This is a genomic window from Pseudomonas putida (assembly GCF_050989985.1).
Classification (GTDB): domain Bacteria; phylum Pseudomonadota; class Gammaproteobacteria; order Pseudomonadales; family Pseudomonadaceae; genus Aquipseudomonas; species Aquipseudomonas putida_AI.
Genome location: NZ_CP158815.1, coordinates 3,726,656 through 3,749,542 on the forward strand (window position 1 = coordinate 3,726,656; position 22,887 = coordinate 3,749,542).

The 22,887-nt window shown below is 60.5% G+C and carries 20 protein-coding genes; 6 read left to right on the forward strand and 14 right to left on the reverse strand.

The genetic code is table 11. The annotated features are described in order from the left end of the window. Positions 1-5: 5 nt before the first annotated feature. Positions 6-998, reverse strand: coding sequence for an AraD1 family protein (araD1, locus tag ABTV29_RS17125; protein ID WP_433765692.1), 993 nt, complete (start codon positions 996-998; stop codon positions 6-8). 145 nt (positions 999-1,143) lie between these two features. Beyond that, positions 1,144-2,466, reverse strand: a complete 1,323-nt coding sequence (locus tag ABTV29_RS17130) for an MFS transporter (RefSeq protein WP_433765694.1) — start codon at positions 2,464-2,466, stop codon at positions 1,144-1,146. A gap of 193 nt (positions 2,467-2,659) precedes the next feature. Between ABTV29_RS17130 and ABTV29_RS17135 the strand changes: the two genes are divergently transcribed. Then, a complete protein-coding gene (locus ABTV29_RS17135; RefSeq protein WP_433765695.1) occupies positions 2,660-4,396 on the forward strand; it encodes an IlvD/Edd family dehydratase in 1,737 nt (578 codons plus the stop codon). Between the two features lie 185 nt (positions 4,397-4,581). Beyond that, entirely contained in the window at positions 4,582-5,301 is a 720-nt protein-coding gene (locus ABTV29_RS17140) for a FadR/GntR family transcriptional regulator (RefSeq protein ID WP_433765696.1), read from the forward strand. A gap of 178 nt (positions 5,302-5,479) precedes the next feature. Here ABTV29_RS17140 and ABTV29_RS17145 read toward each other — a convergent pair whose 3' ends face one another. The 8 genes from ABTV29_RS17145 to ABTV29_RS17180 all read right to left on the reverse strand — a co-directional run bounded on the left by ABTV29_RS17145 (position 5,480) and on the right by ABTV29_RS17180 (position 15,781). After that, positions 5,480-7,864 carry an efflux RND transporter permease subunit gene (locus ABTV29_RS17145; RefSeq protein ID WP_433765697.1) on the reverse strand — a complete coding sequence of 795 codons (2,385 nt, stop codon included), beginning with the start codon at positions 7,862-7,864 and terminating at the stop codon, positions 5,480-5,482. A gap of 28 nt (positions 7,865-7,892) precedes the next feature. Beyond that, complete coding sequence (locus ABTV29_RS17150) at positions 7,893-8,945, reverse strand: WD40/YVTN/BNR-like repeat-containing protein (protein WP_433765699.1); 1,053 nt, start codon at positions 8,943-8,945, stop codon at positions 7,893-7,895. A gap of 301 nt (positions 8,946-9,246) precedes the next feature. Continuing rightward, positions 9,247-11,904, reverse strand: coding sequence for an aminopeptidase N (gene pepN, locus ABTV29_RS17155; RefSeq protein ID WP_433765701.1), 2,658 nt, complete (start codon positions 11,902-11,904; stop codon positions 9,247-9,249). 10 nt (positions 11,905-11,914) lie between these two features. Continuing rightward, positions 11,915-12,745: a DUF2797 domain-containing protein gene (locus ABTV29_RS17160; RefSeq protein WP_433765703.1), complete on the reverse strand. Its 831-nt coding sequence runs from the start codon at positions 12,743-12,745 to the stop codon at positions 11,915-11,917. Then, complete coding sequence (locus ABTV29_RS17165) at positions 12,742-13,002, reverse strand: YeaC family protein (RefSeq protein ID WP_110962585.1); 261 nt, start codon at positions 13,000-13,002, stop codon at positions 12,742-12,744. The genes ABTV29_RS17160 and ABTV29_RS17165 overlap by 4 nt, the downstream gene beginning before the upstream one ends. 34 nt (positions 13,003-13,036) lie before the next feature. Next, on the reverse strand, positions 13,037-13,906 hold the full coding sequence (locus tag ABTV29_RS17170; protein ID WP_433765705.1) for a rhomboid family intramembrane serine protease: 870 nt from the start codon (positions 13,904-13,906) through the stop codon (positions 13,037-13,039). Positions 13,907-13,919: 13 nt separating this feature from the next. Continuing rightward, positions 13,920-14,894 carry a metallophosphoesterase gene (locus ABTV29_RS17175; protein WP_433771912.1) on the reverse strand — a complete coding sequence of 325 codons (975 nt, stop codon included), beginning with the start codon at positions 14,892-14,894 and terminating at the stop codon, positions 13,920-13,922. After that, positions 14,891-15,781 (reverse strand): NAD(+) kinase, encoded by an 891-nt coding sequence (locus ABTV29_RS17180; RefSeq protein ID WP_011333623.1) that lies wholly within the window; start codon positions 15,779-15,781, stop codon positions 14,891-14,893. Before ABTV29_RS17180 ends, ABTV29_RS17175 begins: the two co-directional genes overlap by 4 nt. 135 nt (positions 15,782-15,916) lie before the next feature. Between ABTV29_RS17180 and ABTV29_RS17185 the strand changes: the two genes are divergently transcribed. Next, positions 15,917-16,867 (forward strand): DUF1853 family protein, encoded by a 951-nt coding sequence (locus tag ABTV29_RS17185; protein ID WP_433765707.1) that lies wholly within the window; start codon positions 15,917-15,919, stop codon positions 16,865-16,867. A gap of 105 nt (positions 16,868-16,972) precedes the next feature. On the opposite strand, the gene ABTV29_RS17190 is transcribed toward ABTV29_RS17185, so the two are convergent. Together ABTV29_RS17190 and ABTV29_RS17195 are read right to left on the reverse strand one after the other, a co-directional pair. Beyond that, positions 16,973-18,256 (reverse strand): arsenic transporter, encoded by a 1,284-nt coding sequence (locus ABTV29_RS17190; protein ID WP_433765709.1) that lies wholly within the window; start codon positions 18,254-18,256, stop codon positions 16,973-16,975. Between the two features lie 68 nt (positions 18,257-18,324). Beyond that, positions 18,325-19,428: a DUF2855 family protein gene (locus ABTV29_RS17195; RefSeq protein ID WP_433765711.1), complete on the reverse strand. Its 1,104-nt coding sequence runs from the start codon at positions 19,426-19,428 to the stop codon at positions 18,325-18,327. 56 nt (positions 19,429-19,484) lie between these two features. On the opposite strand from ABTV29_RS17195, the gene ABTV29_RS17200 reads away from it, so the two are divergent. Further along, positions 19,485-20,135 carry a TetR/AcrR family transcriptional regulator gene (locus ABTV29_RS17200; RefSeq protein ID WP_433765713.1) on the forward strand — a complete coding sequence of 217 codons (651 nt, stop codon included), beginning with the start codon at positions 19,485-19,487 and terminating at the stop codon, positions 20,133-20,135. A 108-nt stretch (positions 20,136-20,243) separates the two neighbouring features. Here the strand turns inward: ABTV29_RS17200 and ABTV29_RS17205 are convergent, their stop codons facing one another. Beyond that, positions 20,244-20,804, reverse strand: a complete 561-nt coding sequence (locus tag ABTV29_RS17205; RefSeq protein ID WP_433765715.1) for an NADPH-dependent FMN reductase — start codon at positions 20,802-20,804, stop codon at positions 20,244-20,246. A 183-nt stretch (positions 20,805-20,987) separates the two neighbouring features. Between ABTV29_RS17205 and ABTV29_RS17210 the strand changes: the two genes are divergently transcribed. Continuing rightward, entirely contained in the window at positions 20,988-21,212 is a 225-nt protein-coding gene (locus ABTV29_RS17210; protein WP_433765716.1) for a hypothetical protein, read from the forward strand. A gap of 199 nt (positions 21,213-21,411) precedes the next feature. Beyond that, positions 21,412-22,305 (forward strand): LysR substrate-binding domain-containing protein, encoded by an 894-nt coding sequence (locus tag ABTV29_RS17215; protein WP_433765717.1) that lies wholly within the window; start codon positions 21,412-21,414, stop codon positions 22,303-22,305. Here the strand turns inward: ABTV29_RS17215 and ABTV29_RS17220 are convergent. Then, positions 22,271-22,885, reverse strand: coding sequence for a GNAT family N-acetyltransferase (locus ABTV29_RS17220; protein ID WP_433765718.1), 615 nt, complete (start codon positions 22,883-22,885; stop codon positions 22,271-22,273). The genes ABTV29_RS17215 and ABTV29_RS17220 overlap by 35 nt on opposite strands. Between the last annotated feature and the right edge of the window lie 2 nt (positions 22,886-22,887).

Below are 22,887 nucleotides of genomic sequence, written 5' to 3' on the forward strand. Positions count from 1 at the left end.
GCGCCTTACAGGGTGCCGACAGTGCCGGGTTCGAACGCTGCTTCGACCGGTGCGATGCCATTGACCAGCGGCGCGCCGAACTCGGCCTGGCTGATCTCGAACACGTCCCCCGGCTGCGTGCGAATGCCATCGGCGAAAGACAGGGTCGCGGTGCCGAAGAAGTGAATGTGCACATCCCCCGGACGCAGGAACTGGCTGTATTTGAAATGGTGGAATTCCAGGTTCGCCAGGCTGTGGCACATGTTGGCCTCGCCACTCAGGAACTCGTTCTGCCATAGCACTTCACCGTCGCGCAGGATGCGACTGGTGCCGGCCAGGTGCTCGGGCAATTCGCCGACGCGCAACTCCGGGCCGTAGCTGCAACTGCGCAACTTCGAATGCGCCAGGTACAGGTAGTTCTTGCGCTCCATGACGTGATCGGAAAACTCGTTGCCCACGGCAAAGCCCAGGCGATACGGCTTGCCGTCGTGGCCAATCACGTAGAGGCCACTCAGCTCGGGCTCTTCGCCGGCATCCTCGGCAAATGGCGGCAGCGCAAACGGCTGGCCAGGGCGCACGACAATGCTGCCATCGCCCTTGTAGAACCATTCCGGTTGCACACCGGCCTGCCCTTGCGCCGGTTTACCGCCCTCCACGCCCCATTTGAAGATGCGCATGGTGTCGGTCATCGCCGACTCATCGCCGGACTGCTGGTGCATTTTGTCCCGTGCCGAGGCGCTGCCCAGGTGGGTCAGGCCGGTGCCGCTGACCAACATGTGAGCCGGGTCCGGATGATCCAGAGGTGGCAGGATGCGCAGTTGCGCCAGCAGCTCGGCGTAGTCGTGGCCGATGCCCAACCCCAGGGCTTGCACCTGTTGCTCCAGATTGACCCCCGCCTCGATCGCCGCCAGGGCCAGGTCGCGAACCGTGTGCGCCTCACGCACCTCCAGGACCTGCGCCCCCTCGACCACGCCGACACGGCGTAAACCGTTACTCAATTCGAATTGAACCAAACGCATGAAGTTTCTCCTGTCGAATTCAAACACCGCCATTCCCTGTGGGAGCGAGCCTGCTCGCGATAGCGGTGTATCAGTCACCATCAATGTTGAATGTGGCGGCCCCATCGCGAGCAGGCTCGCTCCCACAATGGGCCGGTGGATGCAATCAGGTACGCGTCGCGCCACGGGCACTGGCGGCAAACTCATCCGCCGGCAGCACATGCTTGCGTTCCAGCTGGCGATAAACCACGCCGGTCAAAATCAGGCCGAAGACCATCACGCACGACAGGAAGTACAACCCCGAAGCCAGGTTGCCGGTGTACTCCTTGAGCGCGCCGATCACGAACGGACCGATGTAGCCACCCAGGTTGCCGACCGAGTTGATCAGGGCGATCCCCGCCGCCGCGCTGGCGCCGGCAAAGAAACGGCCGGGCAAGGTCCAGAACACCGCCGTGCAGGAAAACAGTGAAAACGCCACCAGACACAGCGCCATCAGTTGCAGCACCGGGAACGTCAGCCAGGCACTGAGGAACAGGCCGATGGCGCCCAGCACGTAAAGCACCGCCAGGTGGCCGTAGCGATCGTTCAAGCGGTCGGAACTGCGCGGAATGATCAGCAGGCCGATGATCCCGAAGATGTACGGCACGGCTGACACGAATCCGGTCACCAGATCGCTGCCGCCGAACTGCTTGATCAGAGTCGGCAGCCACAGGCCCAGGCCATAAATGCTCAGAGTGACCGGCAGGTAGAACAGCGCGAGCAGCAAAACGCGTTTGTCCTTGAGTGCATGCAGCGGATTGCCGTGGCGAGTCTGACCGTATTGCTGCAGGTCTTTTTGCAGCTCGCCGGTCAGCCAGTCCTTCTCCGCCTGGTCCATCCACTTCACCTGTTGCGGACCATCCGGCAACCAGCGCAGCACCGGCCAGGTCAGCAGGATCGCCGGGGTGCCGATGACGATGAACAACCACTGCCAGCCGTGCAGGCCCAGCACGCCGTCCATGCCGAGCAGTCCGCCGGACAAGGGGCCGGTGATCATCATTGCGATGGGCTGCGACAGGATGAACAGGCCGAGGATCTTGCCGCGATGGCGGACCGGGAACCATTGGGTGATGTAGTACAGGACGCCCGGGAAAAACCCGGCTTCCGCCGCACCGAGCAGAAAGCGCATCAGATAGAAGCTGTTCGGCCCCTGGACAAAGGCCATGCCGATGGTGATGGCGCCCCAGGTGACCATGATCCGCGCAAACCAGCGCCGCGCGCCGAAGCGATCGAGCATCAGGTTGCTGGGGATTTCCAGCAGGAAGTAGCCGATGAAGAACAGCCCCGCGCCCAGGCCGTACGCCGCGTCACCGAGGCCAATGTCGGCGCCCATGTGCAACTTGGCGAACCCCACGGCGGAGCGATCCACATAGGCGATCAGGTACAGCAGGATCAGGAAGGGAATCAGTTTCAGCGTGATGCGACGAATAAGCCGCAGTTCCTGGCTCATGAGATCGGTCTCCGATTGTTGTTTTTATAGAACCTCGGGGGACACCTCTCACGGCAAACCGTCAGGGTCATCCCTCCGCTGAAAATGACTATATAGTAATACTAATTACCCAACAACACTTCCAAACGGCGCAATTTGCGCTTATGTTACGCCTCAGCTCGAACAATATAGTCATACAATAAGAGAATCGATCATGTCTGATAAGAAACCCACCCTGCGCTCCGCCCAATGGTTTGGCACGGCCGACAAGAACGGCTTCATGTACCGCAGCTGGATGAAGAATCAGGGCATCGCCGACCACCAGTTCCATGGCAAGCCGATCATCGGCATCTGCAACACCTGGTCGGAACTGACCCCCTGCAACGCGCATTTCCGCCAGATCGCCGAGCACGTCAAACGGGGTGTGATCGAGGCCGGGGGCTTCCCGGTGGAATTCCCGGTGTTCTCCAACGGTGAATCCAACCTGCGCCCCACCGCGATGCTTACCCGCAACCTGGCGAGCATGGACGTTGAAGAGGCGATTCGTGGCAACCCGATCGATGGCGTGGTGCTGCTGACCGGCTGCGACAAAACCACTCCGGCCTTGCTGATGGGCGCTGCCAGTTGCGACGTGCCCGCCATCGTCGTCACCGGCGGACCGATGCTCAATGGCAAGCACAAAGGCAAGGACATCGGTTCCGGCACCGTGGTCTGGCAGCTCAGCGAGCAGGTAAAAGCCGGCACCATCACCATTGATGACTTCCTCGCGGCCGAGGGCGGCATGTCCCGTTCCGCCGGTACCTGCAACACCATGGGCACCGCCTCGACCATGGCCTGCATGGCCGAAGCGCTCGGCACTTCCCTGCCCCACAACGCAGCGATTCCCGCCGTCGATGCGCGCCGCTACGTGCTGGCGCACATGTCCGGCATGCGCGCGGTAGAGATGGTTCGCGAAGACTTGAAGCTGTCGAAGATCCTGACCAAGGAGGCCTTCGAAAACGCCATCCGCGTCAACGCTGCCATCGGCGGCTCGACCAACGCGGTGATCCACCTCAAGGCCATTGCCGGGCGTATCGGCGTGGAGCTGGACCTGGACGACTGGACCCGCATCGGTCGCGGCATGCCGACCATCGTCGACCTGCAACCGTCCGGGCGTTTCCTGATGGAAGAGTTCTATTACGCCGGTGGCTTGCCGGCAGTGTTGCGCCGCCTCGGTGAAGCCAACCTGATCCCGAACCCGAACGCCTTGACCGTCAATGGCAAGTCCATCGGCGAAAACACCAGGGAAGCGCCGATCTATGGCGAAGATCAGGTTATCCGCACCCTCGACAACCCGATCCGCGCCGATGGCGGGATCTGCGTGTTGCGCGGCAACCTGGCGCCATTGGGTGCGGTGCTGAAACCGTCCGCCGCTACACCTGAATTGATGCAGCACCGTGGTCGCGCCGTCGTGTTCGAGAACTTCGACATGTACAAGGCGCGCATCAACGACCCGGAACTGGACGTCGATGCCAACTCGATCCTGGTGATGAAAAACTGCGGTCCGAAGGGTTATCCGGGCATGGCTGAAGTCGGCAACATGGGCCTGCCGGCCAAGCTGCTGGCCCAGGGCGTGACCGACATGGTGCGCATTTCCGATGCGCGCATGAGCGGCACCGCGTACGGCACCGTGGTCCTGCATGTGGCGCCGGAAGCGGCGGCTGGCGGACCTCTGGCAGCGGTGAAGGAAGGCGACTGGATCGAGCTCGACTGCGCCAGCGGCCGCCTGCACCTGGACATCCCCGACGCCGAACTGGCCGCGCGCATGGCCGACCTGCAACCACCGCAGCAATTGCTGGTGGGCGGCTACCGCCAGCTGTACATCGACCATGTGCTGCAAGCGGATCAGGGGTGTGACTTCGACTTCCTGGTGGGTTGCCGCGGGGCCGAGGTGCCCCGTCACTCCCACTAATCACACAAAATAACTGTGGGAGCGAGCCTGCTCGCGAAGGCGATTTATCATTCAACATTTTTGTTGGCTGACACTCCGCTTTCGCGAGCAGGCTCGCTCCCACATTTGATCTACGCCCGCCTCAAGAATGTGTCGTGCCTGTTATCATGCCCGACACCCCCTCGCACAGGACCGCGCCGCTTCCCATGGATTACCGCAAACCCTCCGACCGCAAAAGCATGCATTCGCGCATCGTTCAGGAACTGGGCATGCACATCGTCTCCGGGCGCTTCCTGCCGGACGACAAACTGCCGGCCGAAGCCCTGCTGTGCGAGGAATATGCCGTCAGCCGGCCGGTATTGCGTGAAGCGACCCGGGTGCTGGTCGCCAAGGGCCTGGTTTACTCCCGCCCGCGAGTTGGCACCGTGGTCAAGCCGCGCAAGGACTGGCACATGCTGGATCCGGATGTGCTGCACTGGCTGATGCAAAGCAGCCCGCAAAACCAGTTCTTCGACCTGCTCACCAGTGTGCGCAGCATCATCGAACCGGCCGCTGCCGCCCTGGCTGCCCAGTTCGCCACCGACGAAGACATCGCCTCCATCGGCGAGGCCTATCAACGCATGGAAGCCGCACCGACGCCGGAAGCCCTGTTGCAACCGGACCTGGACTTCCACAGCCGCATCGCCGATGCCACCCACAACGACCTGCTGGCCAACCTGTGCAACATGCTGTCGGTGGCGATCGCCGAGGCGCTGAAACACTCGAACCAGCGACCTAACCTGCATGAACTGGCGTTGCCACGGCACAAGGCGATTTTGACCGCCATCGAGAATCGTGATGCGCTGGGTGCGCGGCATGCGACTCTGGTACAACTCGACGATGCGCGTAGCGCGTTGAATGTGGTGCTGGGTACCGATCCAGTCTGACCAACACAAATCCACTGTAGGAGCGAGCCTGCTCGCGATGAGGCCCTGTCAATCAACATTGATGCTGAATGACAAACCGCTATCGCGAGCAGGCTCGCTCCTACAGGGACTGATGTGAATTTGAGGCATAAAAAAGCCGCAACCCTGAGGTTGCGGCTTTTGTGTTTCTGATCAGGGATCAGTGAGCAAACAGCGAGTTGCCCTTCTGCCCCGCCAGTTTCTCCGGCTTGATCAGGAAGCGTGCCAGCGCTGGCAACAGCCACAGTGCACCGAACATGTTCCACAGCAGCATGAAGGTCAGCATCAGGCCCATGTCGGCCTGGAACTTGATGGCCGAGAAGATCCAGGTGCACACACCGATGGCCAGGCACAGACCGGTGAACAATACCGCCTTGCCGGTGGACTTCAGCGTCTGGTAGTACGCCTCTTGCAGCGGCAGGCCGGCACGCAGGAAGCTTTCCAGGCGGCTGTAGATGTAGATGCCGTAGTCCACGCCGATCCCCACGCCCAATGCCACCACCGGCAGGGTCGCCACTTTCACGCCGATGCCCATGAAAGCCATCAGGGCGTTACCCAGTACCGAGGTCAGTACCAGCGGCAGCACGATGCACAAGGTCGCCGCCCAGGAGCGGAAGGTGATCATGCACATCACCGCTACGCAGATGTACACCAGGATCAGGATGGTCAGCTCGGACTTCTTGATGACCTCGTTGGTCGCAGCCTCAATACCGGCGTTACCGGCGGCGAGGATGAACTCCAGGCCTTCCTTGTTGTTTTCCTTGGCGAATTCCTGCACCGCATGTACCGCACGATCGAGGGTTTCGGACTTGTGGTCGTTGAGGAACACCAGTACCGGAGCCAGCGAACAATTGTTGTTGTACAGGCCATCGGCACGGGCGATGGAGTTGTTCAACACGTCCGGGTTACGCGACAGGGTTTCCCACTTCAGGTTGCCCTCGTTCATGCCCTTGATCATCTGCTTGGACACGGTCACCAGGGAAATCGCCGACTGCACGCCCTCGGTGTTCTGCATCTTCCACATCAGCTCGTCGATCGGCGCCATGGCTTCGTAGCGCGAACAACCTTCGGATTTGGTCTTGACCATCACCACCAATACATCGGAACTGGTGGAGTAGTTGTTGATGATGAAGTTGTTGTCCTTGTTGTAGCGCGAATCCGGACGCAGTTCAGGCGCACCCTGGTCGAGGTCGCCGATCTTCAGGTTCTGGCTGTACCAGAGGCCGCCACCGAAGGCGATCAATGCCAGCAGGATCGAGACCGGTGCAACCTTGGCGCTGGCAAAATTCGCCAGCAGGCGCCAGAACGGATGTTCGCGGTGCGCGTCCTTCTTGCTGCGATCGACGGCGCGCTTGCTGATGCCGACGTAGGAAATCGCCACCGGCAGCAGGATCAGGTTGGTGAACACGATCACCGCCACGCCGATGGACGCGCCGATGGCCAGCTCGCGGATCACGCCGATGTCGATGATCAGCAGGGTAATGAAGCCCACGGCATCGGCGAGGATCGCGATCATCCCCGGCAGGAACAGTTGGCGGAAGGTGCGGCGCGCAGCGGTCAGGGCGTTATCCGCCTCACTGGATTGCAGGGCGATACCGTTGATCTTCTGTACGCCGTGGGAAATACCGATGGCGAAGATCAGGAACGGCACCAGCATCGAGTAAGGATCGAGACCGAAGCCGAAGAAATGCATCAGGCCCAATTGCCAGATCACCGCCACCAGTGTCGTGCTCAACACCGCCACGGTGCTGCGCATGCAGTTGGTGAACCAGTAGAGCAGGATCAGGGTGATGACGAAGGCGACACCGAAGAACATCACCACCATCACCAGGCCGTCGATCAGGTCACCGACCTTCTTGGCGAAGCCGACGATGTGGATCTTGACGTTGGGGTTCTGTTTTTCGAACTTGTCCCGGATCTTTTCTTCAAGATCGTGGGAGAACTTGCGATAGTCCAGCGCCAGCAGCTTGCCCTGGTCCTGTGGATCCGGGTAGGACTCCAGCAGCGGGATATCGACGATGCTCGACTTGAAGTCGTTGGCCACCAGCCGCCCGATCTGCCCGGACTTGAGCACGTTGTTGCGCAGCATGTCGAGGCTCTGCTGGGAGCCGTTGTAGCTCTGCGGAATCACTTCACCACCGGCGAAGCCCTCCTCCGTCACTTCGGTCCAGCGAACGCTCGGGCTCCACAAGGACTTGAGGCCGGAGCGGTCGACGCCAGAAATGTAGAACACCTCGTCGTGGATCTGGCGCAGGGTCTCCATGTACTCCTTGGAGAAGATGTCGCCGTCGGTGGCTTCCACGGATATCCGTACGGTGTTGCCCAAGTTCGCCAGATCGTTGCGGTGCTCCATCATCTTCTGAATGAAGGGATGCTCCAGCGGGATCATTTTTTCGAAACTGGTGGATGGCCGGATCAGCGTTGCCTGCCAGAACAGGAAAATGCTGACCAGCAGGCAGATGGTGATCACTGCCGGGCGGTTGTTGAAAATCAGGCGTTCAAGAAACGTCGCCTTGTCCTGATGATGAGTGCTCAAGGAAGTCATAGCCCCGCCTTCTTATTATTAACCTGGCTCATTTGCCCAGCTCGGCGCCGTTTGGCGCAGTGGCGCGAACGCCGCCCTGCCCACCCAGAATCAGATTGCCGTTCCCCGCGCCGACCACCGACGAGATGGAAATACGATCCCGACGGTTGAAGACGCTGAAGGTTTCGCCGTTGTCGCTGCTGCTGATCACCGAACCGCCGTTGCCGACGATGACGATAGAACCATCTTCGAGCAGCGTGCCGCCGGACAGGCCGAACTCCAGCGCGCCACGTTCAGCCTTGAGTTCGACCTGCTCCCAGGTGCTGCCGAAATCCGTGGAGCGGTAAAGATTGCCGCGCAAGCCGTAGGCCAACAGGGTGTTGGGTTGAGCGGTGCCGATCACGCCGAACAGCGAACCTTCGTACGGACCTTCGAGTTTCTCCCAGGTCTGCCCCCAGTCGGCGGAGCGGAACATGCTGCCTTGCTCGCCAACGATGAACAGTCCGGCATCCTTGACCGCAGTGATGGCGTTGAGGTGGTACTGGTCTTCGTTGTCCAGGCGATCGCTGACGTCTTCCCAGTTTTTCCCGCCATCGGTGGTTGCCATCAACGCACCATAGGCGCCCACGGCGAAGCCGCTGTTGACGTCCTGGAACCAGACGTCGAGCAGCGGCGATTCGCGTTTGAGATCTTCGAATTGCTTGGTCCAGGTAACGCCGCCGTCCTCGCTGGCGAGGATCTGCGCGTCATGACCAACGGCCCAGCCGTGTTTGTCATCGACAAAGAACACCGAGGTCAGCAGTTGCCGGGTAGGCACCTTCGCCTGGGTCCAGGTCGAGCCCTGGTCATCGGAATAAAGAATGTGCCCGCGATCCCCGACCGCCACCAGGCGCTTGCCTGCATGGACGACATCGAGCACCAGGCTTTTGCTGGCCTTGGCTGATTCAACGGAATAAACAACGTCGGCTGCCGGCGCGTCGGCCGACAAGACAGGCGCCGACCACACGGCACAACCCAACAGCGAGAGCGCTGTAGCCAGCAAGGCGAATTTACGCAGTGCCGGCGGGCGGCAGGTACCCACACCCATGACAGGCTCACTCATAGACCTTCCCCCATTATTATTGTTAGGTCATTCAACCTTTCAGGGCGCCGCAAGGGTGCACGCCTGGACCCGCTGTTTCAGAGCATAGTCCTGAAACCCGCAATCCAGAGCCCCTTCGGAAGCTGGCTTATCCTATAGAGGTTTTTGAAGAGCTGACAATCGACGGCACGTTATGTTTTGTTAACCGCGGGGGTGATGTGGTTTTTCTGAATGATGGGGTATTGAGCGGGGTGATTGCGGCTGAGGGAACGATGGAAGGTCCTGCAGGGTTCGAGCGAACCCTGCAGGCGCGGTTACCTGATCAGGCCAGGCTTTTGCTGACCACTTCAAACACATCGCTGGACAGCTGCCCCGAAGCACGAATCCGCTCCAGTTCGCCTTTCATCAACGCCTGACGCGCAGTGTCATATTTGCGCCAGCGTGTCAGTGGTGCCAGTTGGCGGGAGGCGATTTGCGGGTTGAAGCCATTGAGCTCAATCACCAGATCCGCGAGGAAGCGATACCCCGAACCATCCGCCGCGTGGAAGTTGACCAGGTTCTGCCCGGCAAACGCACCGATCAGCGCGCGCACCTTGTTCGGGTTCTTGATGTTGAACGCAGGGTGCTGCATCAACGCCTTGACCCGCTCCAGGCCACCTGGCAATACGCTGCCGGCCTGAACGCTGAACCACTGGTCCATGACCAGCGGATTGTCGCTGAAGTGCGCGGCGAAACCGGACAGCGCCTTGGCTTTCTGCTCCTCGAACGGCGAGTTGACCAGCACAGCAAGCGCGGTCAAACGCTCGGTCATGTTGTCGCACGCATCGAACTGCTCCAGCGTCGCCGCCAACACTTGCGGCTTGCCACTGAGCATCAGGTAGGACAGCGCAATGTTCTGCAGCGCACGACGGGCGAAGTGTTCCGCTTCGGCCACATACGGGGTTTGCTTCGACAGTTCGCGGTTGGCCTGATAGCGCAGCCACAGACCTTCGAACAGCGCCTCGGCCAGTTGCTTGCGGGCAAACTCACGGGCGATGTGAATGGCGTCGACATCCGCCACTTCGCTGATTTCGGTCAGATAGGCTTCGCTCGGCAGCGAGAGCATTTCCGCGACCATCGCCTGATCCAGCGACTCGTCGGACAATACCGTGCGCAAGGCCGACACCAGGCGCTGATCCAGTACCAGGGTTTCGCCCTTCTGCTGCTGGGCAATCAATTCCTGCAACACCTGCACCGACAATTGCTGGCCGGCGTCCCAGCGATTGAAACCGTCGCTGTCGTGCTGCATCAGGAACATCAGTTGGTCGCGGTTGTACGGGAAGCTGAGTTTCACCGGCGCGGAGAAGCCACGCAGCAAGGAAGGCAGCGGCTGTTCGGCGATGTCGACGAAAGTGAAGGTCTGCTCGGCTTCGGTCACGGAGATGACCCGCGAAGTGCCTTGCGCCGCCGCTTCGCCGGCAAGACGCAGAGGCATTTCAACACCCTTGCTGTCCAGCAGGCCGAGCGCGACCGGAATCACGAACGGCAGTTTCTCAACCTTGTCAGGGGTCTGCGGGCAGCTCTGGCGGAAGGTCAGGCTGTAGGTTTTCGCCGCGGCATCGTAGGACTCGCTAACCACCAGACGTGGCGTGCCGGCCTGGCTGTACCAGCGCTTGAACTGGGTCAGGTCGACGCCGTTGGCGTCTTCCATGGCCTTGATGAAGTCATCGCAGGTCACGGCCTGGCCGTCGTGGCGTTCGAAGTACAGGTCGCTGCCTTTACGGAAGCCTTCGGCGCCGAGCAAGGTGTGGATCATGCCGACCACTTCCGAGCCCTTTTCGTACACGGTCAGGGTGTAGAAGTTGGAAATCTCGATGAAGCTGTCTGGACGCACCGCGTGGGCCATGGGGCCGGCGTCTTCGGCGAACTGGTGAGTACGCAGATAGGCGACGTCCTGGATGCGCTTGACCGTGGCCGAGTTCATGTCGGCGGAGAAACCGGAATCGCGGAATACGGTGAAGCCTTCCTTGAGCGACAACTGGAACCAGTCGCGGCAGGTCACGCGGTTGCCCGACCAGTTGTGGAAGTATTCGTGGGCCACGATGGCTTCGACCCGTTGGTGCGCGGCGTCGGTGGCGGTTTCGGCCTTGGCCAGCACAGCACTGGAGTTGAAGATGTTGAGACCCTTGTTCTCCATCGCGCCCATGTTGAAGTCGTTCACGGCGACGATCATGAAGATGTCCAGATCGTATTCGCGACCGTAAACCTCTTCGTCCCAGCGCATGGACTTCTTCAGGCTGTCCATGGCGTGCTGGCACTTGTCGATGTTTTCCGGTTCGACGTAGATGCGCAGAGCCACGGTACGCTCGGTCATGGTGGTGAAGGTGTCTTCGACACACCACAAATCACCGGCCACCAGCGCAAACAGGTACGCCGGTTTCTTGAACGGATCTTCCCAGGTCGCCCAGTGCCGGCCGTCTTCGCCAGGACCGGAGGCGATCGGGTTGCCGTTGGACAGCAGCACCGGATAGCTGTGCTGCTCGGCGACCACGGTGGTGGTGAACGTGCTCATCACGTCCGGGCGGTCGAGATAATAGGTGATCTTGCGGAAGCCTTCGGCCTCGCACTGGGTGCAGAACATCGTGCCGGACTTGTACAGGCCTTCCAGCGCGGTGTTGGTTTCCGGATGAATGCGTACGCTGGTGTCGACAGTGAAGGACGTACTGGTCGGGTGCAGCGTCAGGTGGTTTTCGGTCAGCTGGTAATCGGCTGCACTCAGTTCGCGATCTGCCAGGGTCACCGACAGCAGGTCCAGTTGCTGGCCGTCCAGCACCAGCGGCGGCAGGCCCGGGCCACGCTCGGGATTGCGGCGCATCACCAGTTGCGCATGGACCAGGCTGTGGTCCTCGAACAACTCGAAGGTCAGGTGCGTTTCGTCAATCAGGTACTCGGGCGCCTGATAGTCCTTGAGGTAGATCATCTTCGGTTGTTCGGTACGCATGCTGGAGTCCTTACTGATGCACGGCGAGCTGGTAAGCCGTGTATTTTCGAATGTTGATCACGCCGTTATCGAAGATCAGGTACTGGCCCTTGACCCCCAACAGCGTGCCTTCGGCAATCGGCTGCTTGTCCAGGTTGAAGCTGACAATCTTGGCCGGGTATTGCTCGACCGGATACTTGATTTCGAGGGTTTCGACATCGGCAATCGGCTGGATCGCCTGCAGCCCGAATCGGTCCTGCAACGCGCGAAGGCCGTCGGCGCAGCTGGCGAACAGCTGGTCACGAATCCCGGCCAGGTCCACCGACGCCGCATCGCCCTTGAGCAAGGCACGCCAATTGGTCTTGTCGGCCACCTGGGTGCGGAACAGATCCTCGACGAAACCCGACTGCTGGCGAGTGGCGACGCGCATGATCGGCAGCGCCTGACGGGCGCCCTGATCGATCCAGCGGGTCGGCAACTGGGTGGCGCGGGTAATGCCGACTTTCACCCCGGAAGAGTTCGACAGATAGACGATGTGATCGGTCATGCAGAACTTCTCGCCCCACTCCGGTTCGCGGCAGGTACCGGCGTCGAAATGGCAGCGTTCCGGGCTCATGATGCACACGTCGCACTGGGCCAGCTTGGTCATGCACGGGTAGCAGTAGCCCTGACTGAAACTGGTTTTGGTCTTGCGTCCGCAATGGATGCAATGGATCGCACCCAGGTATTCCAGGCGCACCGTGGTGCCGATCAACGGATTGACCGGTACCTCGACGTCGTCCAGACGAAATGCGTACTGCACGTTCGGCCCGTCCAGGCGCGCCGACATTTTGCTTATTGAACCGCGGCCAATCTCGATCAATGGATGGCATCCGACTTGAACAGAATATTAGGCACTTGAATCGACTTCGACGCACATTCCTGCGGGCCCATGTAACCGGTGCGCTCTTCCTCGGGCAGGTTCTGGATTTCCCAAGCGATCATCGCTTGCAGCGACAGTTCGCGTTGCTCGGCGGTGAGCTTGCCACCGTCGGACCATTTACCGATTTCCACCGCCAGTTTCAGGCTCTGGTAGATGTCCGGGGTGATGTTCTTGATCATTTCGTTAAAAGAGGACATTGGGTCTCCGCGTTCTCTATTTACATAAACTGTTTCAGGCGGCCAGTTTACGGCGGTTGTACAAACCACCCAACAAACCGGTCAAGCATCCGACGAGCAACCCGCTGACGTGGGCCGCGTTGGCAATTTCACCGAAGCCGATCATCGAGACCAGCCCGGACATGCAGAGCAACAACCAGACCAGCATCATTACCAGCACGCCTCGTGGCAGGCGATAAGCGGCGTTCGGCGCCAATAGCTGGAAAATCCAGCAATGTCCGAGCAATCCGTACAGCACGCCGGACAGGCCGCCGAACAGGCTCGGCCCGGTATACAGGTACTGTGAGTAGTTGGACACCAGGCTGAAAAGCAGGGTCAGGCCGACCAGATTGATGGTGCCCTGCCGCGATTCGATGCGCCGTCCCAGCTCCCAGTACCACATGCCGTTCATCGCCAGGTGCAGGATGCCGAAGTGGATCAGCATCGGTGTGAACAGTCGCCACCACTGCCCCGCCGCCAGGCCGTTGGCCAGGGGGGTAAAGTGGATGTACTCGCCGACCACCCGGAAATCGAGGAAGGTCAGCCAGCGCATCGTGTTGAAGTTTTCGCCGAGCATGGTCAGGGCGCCGACCAGAACGCTGAGCAACAGTATCGCCGCCGTCGCCTTGGCATGGCGCACCTGCTCGACGAAGCCGGGCCGCTTGATGGTCTTCGCCACCGGGATGTCCAGCTGATAATCGGGATCGCCCGCCGGAAAGCGCTCGTACAGCGCACGCACGTCTTCGCTGATGTTGTCCGGCACCCAGAGCACCTGCTCGCCCGCCTCTTCGCTGACGCGGTGCGGCACCTGCATGCGTCGCAGCAACTTGACGAAGCCGCTCAAATCCACCGCCAGGGGCAGACGCAATACCGCGACCGTACTCATTGCAACCTCGCTTTCATTGCAGAACCTCTGGCCGCTCGACATCGACCCAGACAAATTTGCGCGGATCGAGCCGCGTTTCCTGATCCAGGCGGTAGGCCACCAACTTGCCATAGAGCACGGCGCTGTAGTCCAGGCAGGCCAGGTTCGGGCGAATCGGCGCCGGTTTGCCGCTGCGCCAGTAGTGGCCAACGAACAGCAACGGCTCGTCGATGCCATAACGCAGCAGGTTGTTCTTTTCGGTGGAAGACAGCGGCGTCTGCGCGACCGGTTCCGGTAGCGCGTCAGGCTGGAACACGATATCGCCGTAGGTTTGCGGGTCGTCTTCCCAGAATTTGGTGCGGAAGAACGAACGGGTCAGTCCATCGCCGCTGGTCATGGTCAGGCCATGGGGCAGGCGCATGTCGGTGCCACGCAGCAGGCGGTCGAACACAGTACAGGCGAAACTGCCAGACTCCGCCGAGGCCTGAAGGAAGTGCTCATCGACGCAACCATCTGGGAACAGTGCCCGAAGTGGCTCGATCAGGCCGCCATCCCAGCAGGCGTGGACCACCCGGAAGCGCCCGGCATCGACGAACAGCGGCAGCTCATAGAACCATTGCTGGAAGTCATGCCAGTCGCCGGGATGGTGTTCGAACTGGGTCAGGGTTTCATGCAGCAAACGGGCGTGGCGCGGGGTATGTTCGCGCACGAACTGCTTGCCGCTGCCGGGCAGTGCAGGCGTGACCCAGCCCAGGGCATTGAATTCGTGGTTGCCCATGATGCACAGCGCCTGACCGGCCTCGACCATGTCGTGGACGATATGCAGCGCCTCGCGAATCCGCGGGCCACGGTCGATGATGTCGCCGACGAACACTGCCATGCGCGAGGCATGGCGCCAGACGCCGCCTTGTTTGTGATAACCGAGCCGGTCGAGCAAATGCTCAAGGGTCAGAGCGCAACCGTGCACGTCACCGATCAGGTCATAGCTACGCGCGGGATCGAGCATCAGTCGCCTCCACCACCCAACTTGCTGCCCCAGCCGAGCTTGGTCCGGCAGACTTCATAGTAGTTGTGGTCGAGCGGGTGGATCAGCCGCAACTTCTGGGCTTTCTTGCTGACGGTGATGGTGTCGCCGGGCGCGCAGGTAAAGTGGTTCTGCCCGTCACACGAGACTTGCGGGTAAATCTGCATATCCTTGGACACGACGATTTTCAGCTCACTGTTGCCATCGACCACGATCGGCCTGCCCGACAAGGTATGGGGGTACATCGGCACAATTACAATGGCGTCGAGCTTGGGATGCATGATCGGGCCACCCGCCGACAGCGCGTAGGCAGTGGATCCGGTGGGCGTGGCGACGATCAGGCCGTCGGCCTTCTGGCTGCAGACGAACTGGCCGTCGATGTACAGCTCGAACTCGATCATCCGCGTCGATTTACCGGGGTGCAGCACTACGTCGTTCAGTGCATCGCCCTGACCGATGGCCTCGGCATGGCGACGGACTTCGGCTTGCAGCAGGAAACGGTTTTCCACCAGATAGTGGCCGTCGAGCACTTCGGCGACCTTGATTTCCAGTTCATCGGGGCGGATGTCGGTGAGAAAGCCCAGGCTGCCACGGTTGATGCCGAGCACCGGAATATTGTGTTTGGCCAGCGCCCGCGCGGCGCCAAGCAGGCTGCCGTCACCGCCGACCACAATCACCATGTCACACACTTCGCCGAGCATCTTGCGCGATGAGGTTTGCAGACCGTGGCCCGGCAGGACTTCAGCGATGGTGTCTTCGAGGATCACATGCAGGTGACGATCGAGCAGAAACCGCTTCAGTCGGCGGACGGTATCCAGCACCTGGGAGCTGCCGAGGCGGCCGATGATGCCGATATTACGAAATTGCTCCATGGGGCTCCTACAGGACTCGGGGGCAGAGCGCGACGGCCTGCGACGGCGAAAAACACGATTATGGGCGAAAGCGGTGGATAGACAAAATCCTTTCAGCGACAAGGACGTACTCCTGTTTGAGGCTATGCTCGCAAGATGATCCTATTTCCAGAGTTGTCGCAGTTACCCCACCAGTTGCGCCACCCCGAAGTGCGCGACCTGGCGTGGGTCATCCTCGCGCCGCCGATGCTCGCCGACGCGCCGTGGCCGCAACGCCATCCGTTGTCCGGCAGCGACTGGGTCCAGGCGCCGGATCGCCTGGAACACTGGCTGCGCCGGCTGGACCAGGACAGCTACGGCCTGTTGCACTGGCTGTCTCAAGCCCGAACCCGACGCCTGGGACTGTATTACGAGCGTCTCTGGCAATTTGCCGTCGAACATGCGCCCGGTGTCGAATTGATTGCCGCCAACATGCCGATCCGCCGCGAAGGCCACACCCTGGGCGAGCTCGACATGCTGCTGCGTGATCGCGACGGCGTGCATCACCTGGAACTGGCGATCAAGCTTTACCTGGGACCTCAGAATGGCGACGGCCGCGATACCGCACAGTGGCTCGGCCCTGGCTGCCATGATCGGTTGGACCGCAAACTCAAGCATTTGAGCCAGCACCAACTGCCGATTTCCGCACGCCCGGAAAGCCGTGAAATGCTGGCGGCCCTGGATATCCAGCATTTCGACGCGCATTTATGGCTGGGGGGCTATCTGCTCTATCCATGGCCGGGGCGAGCGGAGTCTCCGACCGGCGCGCACCCGCTGCACTTGCGTGGTCGCTGGTTGCATCAAAAAGACTGGGCTGAATTTGTCGGGCAAAGCCCGCCCGGGCGCTGGCAACCCCTGCCCCGCCACGCCTGGCTGGCACCGGCGCACTACCCTGCGGAGCACACCTGGAGCACTGAGCAGCTGGATGCCTGGTTGAGTGAATTGTCGCCCTTGGCACCCGCGCAATTGCTGGTGCGGCTGACGGAAAATGCCGATGGCGATTGGGAGGAAGCCGAGCGGCTGTTCCTGGTAGCGGATCTTTGGCCGGATGTGCCGGGGCAAGGTTGAGCTTCGTATTGAAAGGTGTACCGCTATCGCGAGCAGGCTCGCTCCCACAATTGGAAAACACTCCCCTTGTGGGAGCGAGCCTGCTCGCGATTGGGTCGCCCCGGTCTAAATGGACAACCGCACTGCCAGCGCCGCCAAGGTCACCAACAACACCGGAACCGTCAACACAATCCCGACCTTGAAGTAAGCCCCCCAACCGATGTGGATGCTTTTGCGCTCCAGCACATGCAACCACAGCAGCGTTGCCAGACTGCCGATCGGAGTGATTTTCGGGCCCAGATCGCTGCCGATGACGTTGGCGTAGATCATCGCTTCCTTCACCACCCCCGTCGCCTGACTGGCATCAATGGACAGCAAGCCGATCAGCACCGTCGGCAAATTGTTCATGATCGATGACAACAGCGCCGTCAGCACCCCGGTCCCCATGGCTGCGCCCCACACGCCATATTCAGCGAAGCCGTTCAGCCAACCCGCCAGATAGCCAGTCAGCCCTGCGTTACGCAGGCCGTAAACCACCAGGTACATGCCCAGCGAGAAAATCACGATATGCCAGGGTGCGCCTTTCATGACTTTGCGCGTGGAGATCTTGTGGCCGCGGCCAGCGATGACCAATAACAGGGCGGCACAGACTGCCGATATCGCACTGATCGGTATACCCAGCGGCTCCAGTGCGAAACAGCCGAGCAGCAGAATCACCAGCACCGCCCAACCCGCGTAAAACGTCGCCTTGTCGTGGATGGCGGACGCCGGGTGCTCCAGTTGCTCCGGGTCATAGTCCTGGGGAATGTCACGCCGGAAAAACCACATCAGCACAGCCAGTGTCGCGGCCACGCTGACCAGGTTGACCGGAATCATCACCATTGCGTAACGGTTGAAACCGATCTTGAAGAAGTCGGCTGATACGATGTTAACGAGGTTCGACACCACCAGCGGCAGGCTCGCGGTGTCGGCGATGAAACCAGCGCCCATGACGAACGCCAAGGTTGCCGCCCTGGAGAAACGTAAGGCCACAAGCATGGAAATCACGATGGGCGTGAGGATCAACGCCGCGCCGTCGTTGGCGAACAACGCCGAAACCAGGGCACCGAGCAACACCATGCAAGCGAATAGCTTGCGCCCGTTGCCGCGCCCCCAACGAGCCACATGCAGTGCCGCCCAGGCGAACAGCCCGGCCTCGTCCAGCAACAGGCTGATGATGATCAACGCGACAAAGGTGCCCGTGGCATTCCAGATGATCTGCCACACCAGTGGAATGTCGCTCAGGTGCACGACGCCGAACAGCAGCGCCAGCACCGCGCCAAAAACCGCACTCCAGCCTACACCGAGGCCCTTGGGTTGCCAGATCACCAGTGTGATGGTCAGTAGAAAAATCAGTGACGCGATGAGCATCCGGGGCAACCTGGTCAATTGAGCGAAATTGAAGACAGACCGCCCCTGAAACTCGCGACACTGACTCGTTACAACCGAATCACATGCCCTTCCGATGGCGCGACCTGCCCATGAAACAGCCGGGCAATCACATCCTGCGCCGCCTCAAAGCCCCGGCTTTCTACCACCTCCAGCAGTGGCTTTTCAATCGCTGTCACCTTCTTGTAAAACTCGCGCAAGCCTTCGCCGATATGCCGGCTGACCCCTTCCGGCCCCCAATCGGTATTGCGCTTGCGAATCTGGATCGGCGCGAAAAAGAATACCGGCTGCGGGCCTTCGATCGCCGTCAGTCGCGCCTCATCGGTGCTCTGCGCGGATCCCGCGAAGCAGCTGTAGAGCAATTGCCCGGCAAAATGCCGGTGTACCCGGTCCCGCAGATCCAGGTCGCCGGAAAAATCCACGTAGAGCGTCGGGCAATCATTCGGCAGAGCCGCCAGTTCTTCATAGGACACCGTGCGCTCGTAACAACCCAACTGCTCGACAAAGGCTTTGTTGCCCGCCGACGTCAGCGCCACCCTCTCCAGAGCCGGATGATTGTCCAGGCACACGGCGGTGCCATAGGCGGTTTTGCTCGACGCGCTGGAGAACACCAGACGGGTCGCACCGAAGAACTGCTGGTCCTGGAGAAAGTCGGCGAGCATCGAGGAAGTCAGGAACAAAGGTTTGAGAAGGATTTGCAGATTTTCAGTGTCAGGGCTGTAGTACGCATCCCAACTGCAACGGGTGTACTGGTTGTAGGCCGAGGTCAACCCAAGCCGATGTTCGGCAGCGTCGTAGAACCCTCTTTCAGTGACCCGCTCGGGGCGCATCCAAAGGTGACTGGCGATCGGAAAATAACCGTAGAAGCGCTCACCGACCTTGATACCTGGCACTTGTGAAGCCACGACGTCGGCAAAACCCCAGGCCGGTACGTGCCCCCATTGCTCCAGCCCCGTAGGAAAGAATCCCCAATAGTTCATGGAATTGCCGTAGGCCGCGTAAGTGATGTTATTGGTCGTCAGTGCGCAACGATCAATTTTCAAGATCACCTCCCCTTCAGCCGCAACCAGGCTGCGTTGTTGCTGCTCGACGCGGCTCTGGTCAAGGGCGTTTTTACGGGTAATCAGCCGTGTTACCGTGCTCAAACTTTGCATCTTTTCAGTCTCCTGCTGCGACAGCGTGGCGGGTAACAACAGAGTAAGGGCAGCCGATGAAGCGCGGGTTCGGAAACAGCAAGGCCCAATTACCCACCCTCAATCCCCGTGCAAAGCCGTTGAAACGGCCGAGTCAGGCCCGGGCGATTTTCACTGTCGAGGCGATTTACCAGGCGTTTGTTCGGATTTGGCAGCGAGACGGCTGGCCGGGATTGACCACGCGTGAAGTGGCACTGGAGGCCGGCGTTGCGATCGGCACCCTCTACGATTACTTCCCGAGCAAGGAGGCGTTGCTCTCCGGCTACATTCGACATCAATTGGATGCCTTGCTACGGGATATCGATGAAACCGTCGTACAGGCCAGTGAGCTGGACTGGCCAACCCGAATCCAACGCCTGATCCGTCTGACCTGCGACCCCGATGATGCCCGCTACCCCCTGCTCAATCATGCCGCGTCATTCATCGAACACCAGATTGCCGAGCCCAAGCATCACCACCGGGTGCTCGAAGAGCTCACGCAAAAGTGGCGCGAAGCCTTCGCCGCCTGTGGTGACCTGCCCACGCCCCCTTCGCAATCAACCATTGATGCCTGGGTGATCATGGCGTGGGGTGGCCGACGGTATTGCATCACTGCGCAACCGTCGGCGGCGCAAACCGCCGCATGGCTGTCGGAAATGGAAACGATGATCTGTAGCCGCCTTGTGTAGGAGCCGAGCTTGCTCGCGATGGTCGTCAACGACTGCGCGAGCTTTCTGGTTAAACGCGTTGACTCGGGCTATTCGTGAGCGAGCTCCCTCCTACGGGACAGCGGTTTGTCAGACTTTCTTGTGCTGTTCGACCCACTTGCCGTAGCTGTCGATGAATTTTTGCAGGAACGGGCGCAACGAATCGGACAGCTTGCCGGCCTCGTCAAATGCGGAACCGGCGCCGCTTACATAGGCTTCCGGTTGCTGCATCATCGGAACATCGAGAAAAACCATGCACTGGCGCAGGTGGTGGTTGGCACCGAACCCGCCTACAGCGCCCGGCGAAACACTGATCACCGCGCCCGGCTTGCCACTCCAGACCGCCTTGCCATAGGGGCGCGAGCCCACGTCAATGGCGTTTTTCATCGGGGCCGGAATCGAACGGTTGTATTCCGGGGTGACGAACAGCACTGCGTCGGATGAGCGCACTTCTTGTCGGAAACTGCTGTAGGCTGCCGGCGGGGTCGCACCATCGATATCTTCGCTGTAGAGCGGCAGATCGCGAATTTCGACAATTTTCAGCTTCAGGTTGGCCGGCGCCAAGTCCGCCAGCGCGAGGGCGACCTTGCGGTTGATCGATGCTTCACGCAGGCTGCCGACGACGACGGCGACGGTATAGACATTGCTCATGAGAGGCTCTCGCTTGTCCGTGGGAGGAGCCTGTAGTTATAGATGATCAGATGACGATTCAACCAGTGAACATAGGTATATCTGTGTCCTGAATATTTTTTTACCCCAGGAAAACTTCCCGTGCCCGGTAGCGGTCTACACAAGCCGCAATCCCAGCGTTTTATCTCCAGAGGTTTTAAGCAGATGGCAGCAGTACTCGTCGGTCAATTCCATGCAAGAGACGTAGAAGGCCGCATTTATTCGGTGCATGAGTTCCAGGATTCCGCACTTTCGGTGGACGGCGCTCCGGTCACTACGTACAAGCTGGCCCATGGCGACCGCGTCAAAAAGCTCGATGACAACGAATTCCAGCTGGTTCAGAGCGGCGTTACCCTGACTCGCGAGCCGGAATCGATCGTCGCTTCCTGATTGCTGCCCCCGTAGGAGCGAGCTTATTCGCGATGGACGACAACGATGGCGCGTGCTGCCTGAAAGAACGCGCTGCCCAGGCGTTTTTCGCGAGCAAGCTCGCTCCTACCTATCTGGCGTTATGATCAGAAGTCATATGCACGGACTTGGGTTAGGATTCAGGCACTGACTCCTCACCTGCTGAACATGGACTTCACGCATGCGTTTACGCCATATCGAAGTGATCCAGGCGCTCTTGCAGACCGGTCATATGGGCACCGCCGCCGAATGGTTGCAGTTGCCCGTGACCGAGGTCGAACGGATTTTGCGCGAGGCCGAGGATCAGTTGGGTTTCATGTTGTTTTCCAGCGTTCGCGGACGCTTGCAGGCCACCCGCGAAGCGCGGGAGCTGCAAGTTGCAATTGCCCATGTCTACGACGCGCTTGAGCCGGTACAGCGCCTGGCCAGCAGCCTGCGGCAATACCTGGCGCCCCCTTTGCGCATCATCTGCACCCCGCCCCTGGCCCAACAACTGCTGCCACAAAGCATCGCGGCCCTGCGCCGACGCTTGCCTGATGCGCCTTGCACCCTGCTGAGCCAACCCACCCGAGATATCGTCAGAAGCCTGTTGCTGCGTGAAAGCGACCTGGGCCTTAGCCTGCATGATCCGGATCGCAGCGAGATCCAGTGTCAGGTCATCGCCCAGGGCAAGCTGCAACTGCTCGCCCCCCATGGCTGGCTGCAGCCGAAACAGAAATACATTTCGCTGCAGGAGCTGGCGGGGCAAGCGATGGTCGGCCTCGAAGGGCATGATCCGTTGAGCCCGGCCCTTGAGCACAAACTGCACGCCCTGCGCCCGGCCCCGGTGGTTCAGACCCGAGTCCAGACCCATCAGATGATGCGCAGCATGGTCGAGGCCGGGGAAGGCCTGGCCATCGTCGACCCTTTCACGGCACTCGGCGCCAAAGCCGCCGGGCTGGATGCCTGTCCACTGTCCCCTGCGGTGCCGATCAGCGTTTATGCGCTGACACTGAAAAACGGCGAGCCCTCGCCCGCCGTCCAGACCTTGCTGGACATCATCACGGAACAAGCCGCGGCGATGATGGCGAACTGACCGGGTTTTCCAGCGGATTATCGAACACGCGATACCAGAACAGCGCCACCTCGGCGGTATTGGGGTCGATGCCCCGATAGCGCATATGGTCGATCCCCCCCATCACATAGCCGCACCGCTCGTACAAACGGCACGCGCCCAGGTTGTTGTTCTGGGTTTCCAGCATGATGCCTGGCAGTTTCTTCTTGCGACTCCAGAACTGCGCCACATCCAGCAGCGCCTTTGCCACGCCATGGCGTCGCGCCGGCGCATGCACCGCCAGCTCGTCGATATGGGCAAATCCGTTCCAGTTGGTGCTGATTACCAGATGCCCTACCGGCTCATCGTCCAGCCAGGCCATGAAAATGGCACTGTCGGCAGCATCGCGAAAACTGCTGAACTCTTCAGGGTCGATGCCATAGCATTTACGGTAGGGCGTGATCGGGGTCACCAACCACTGCTCCACCGATTCGCCAATTTGGGGTGTTCCGTAGGCAGCCACTTCAAAACTGAAGTCACTGCCCCAGATGTAGGCGGCAAAGCCATCGTCGGCAACGCGCACCGACAACCCCGGGTGATGCGGATTCATATGCGGTTGCATAC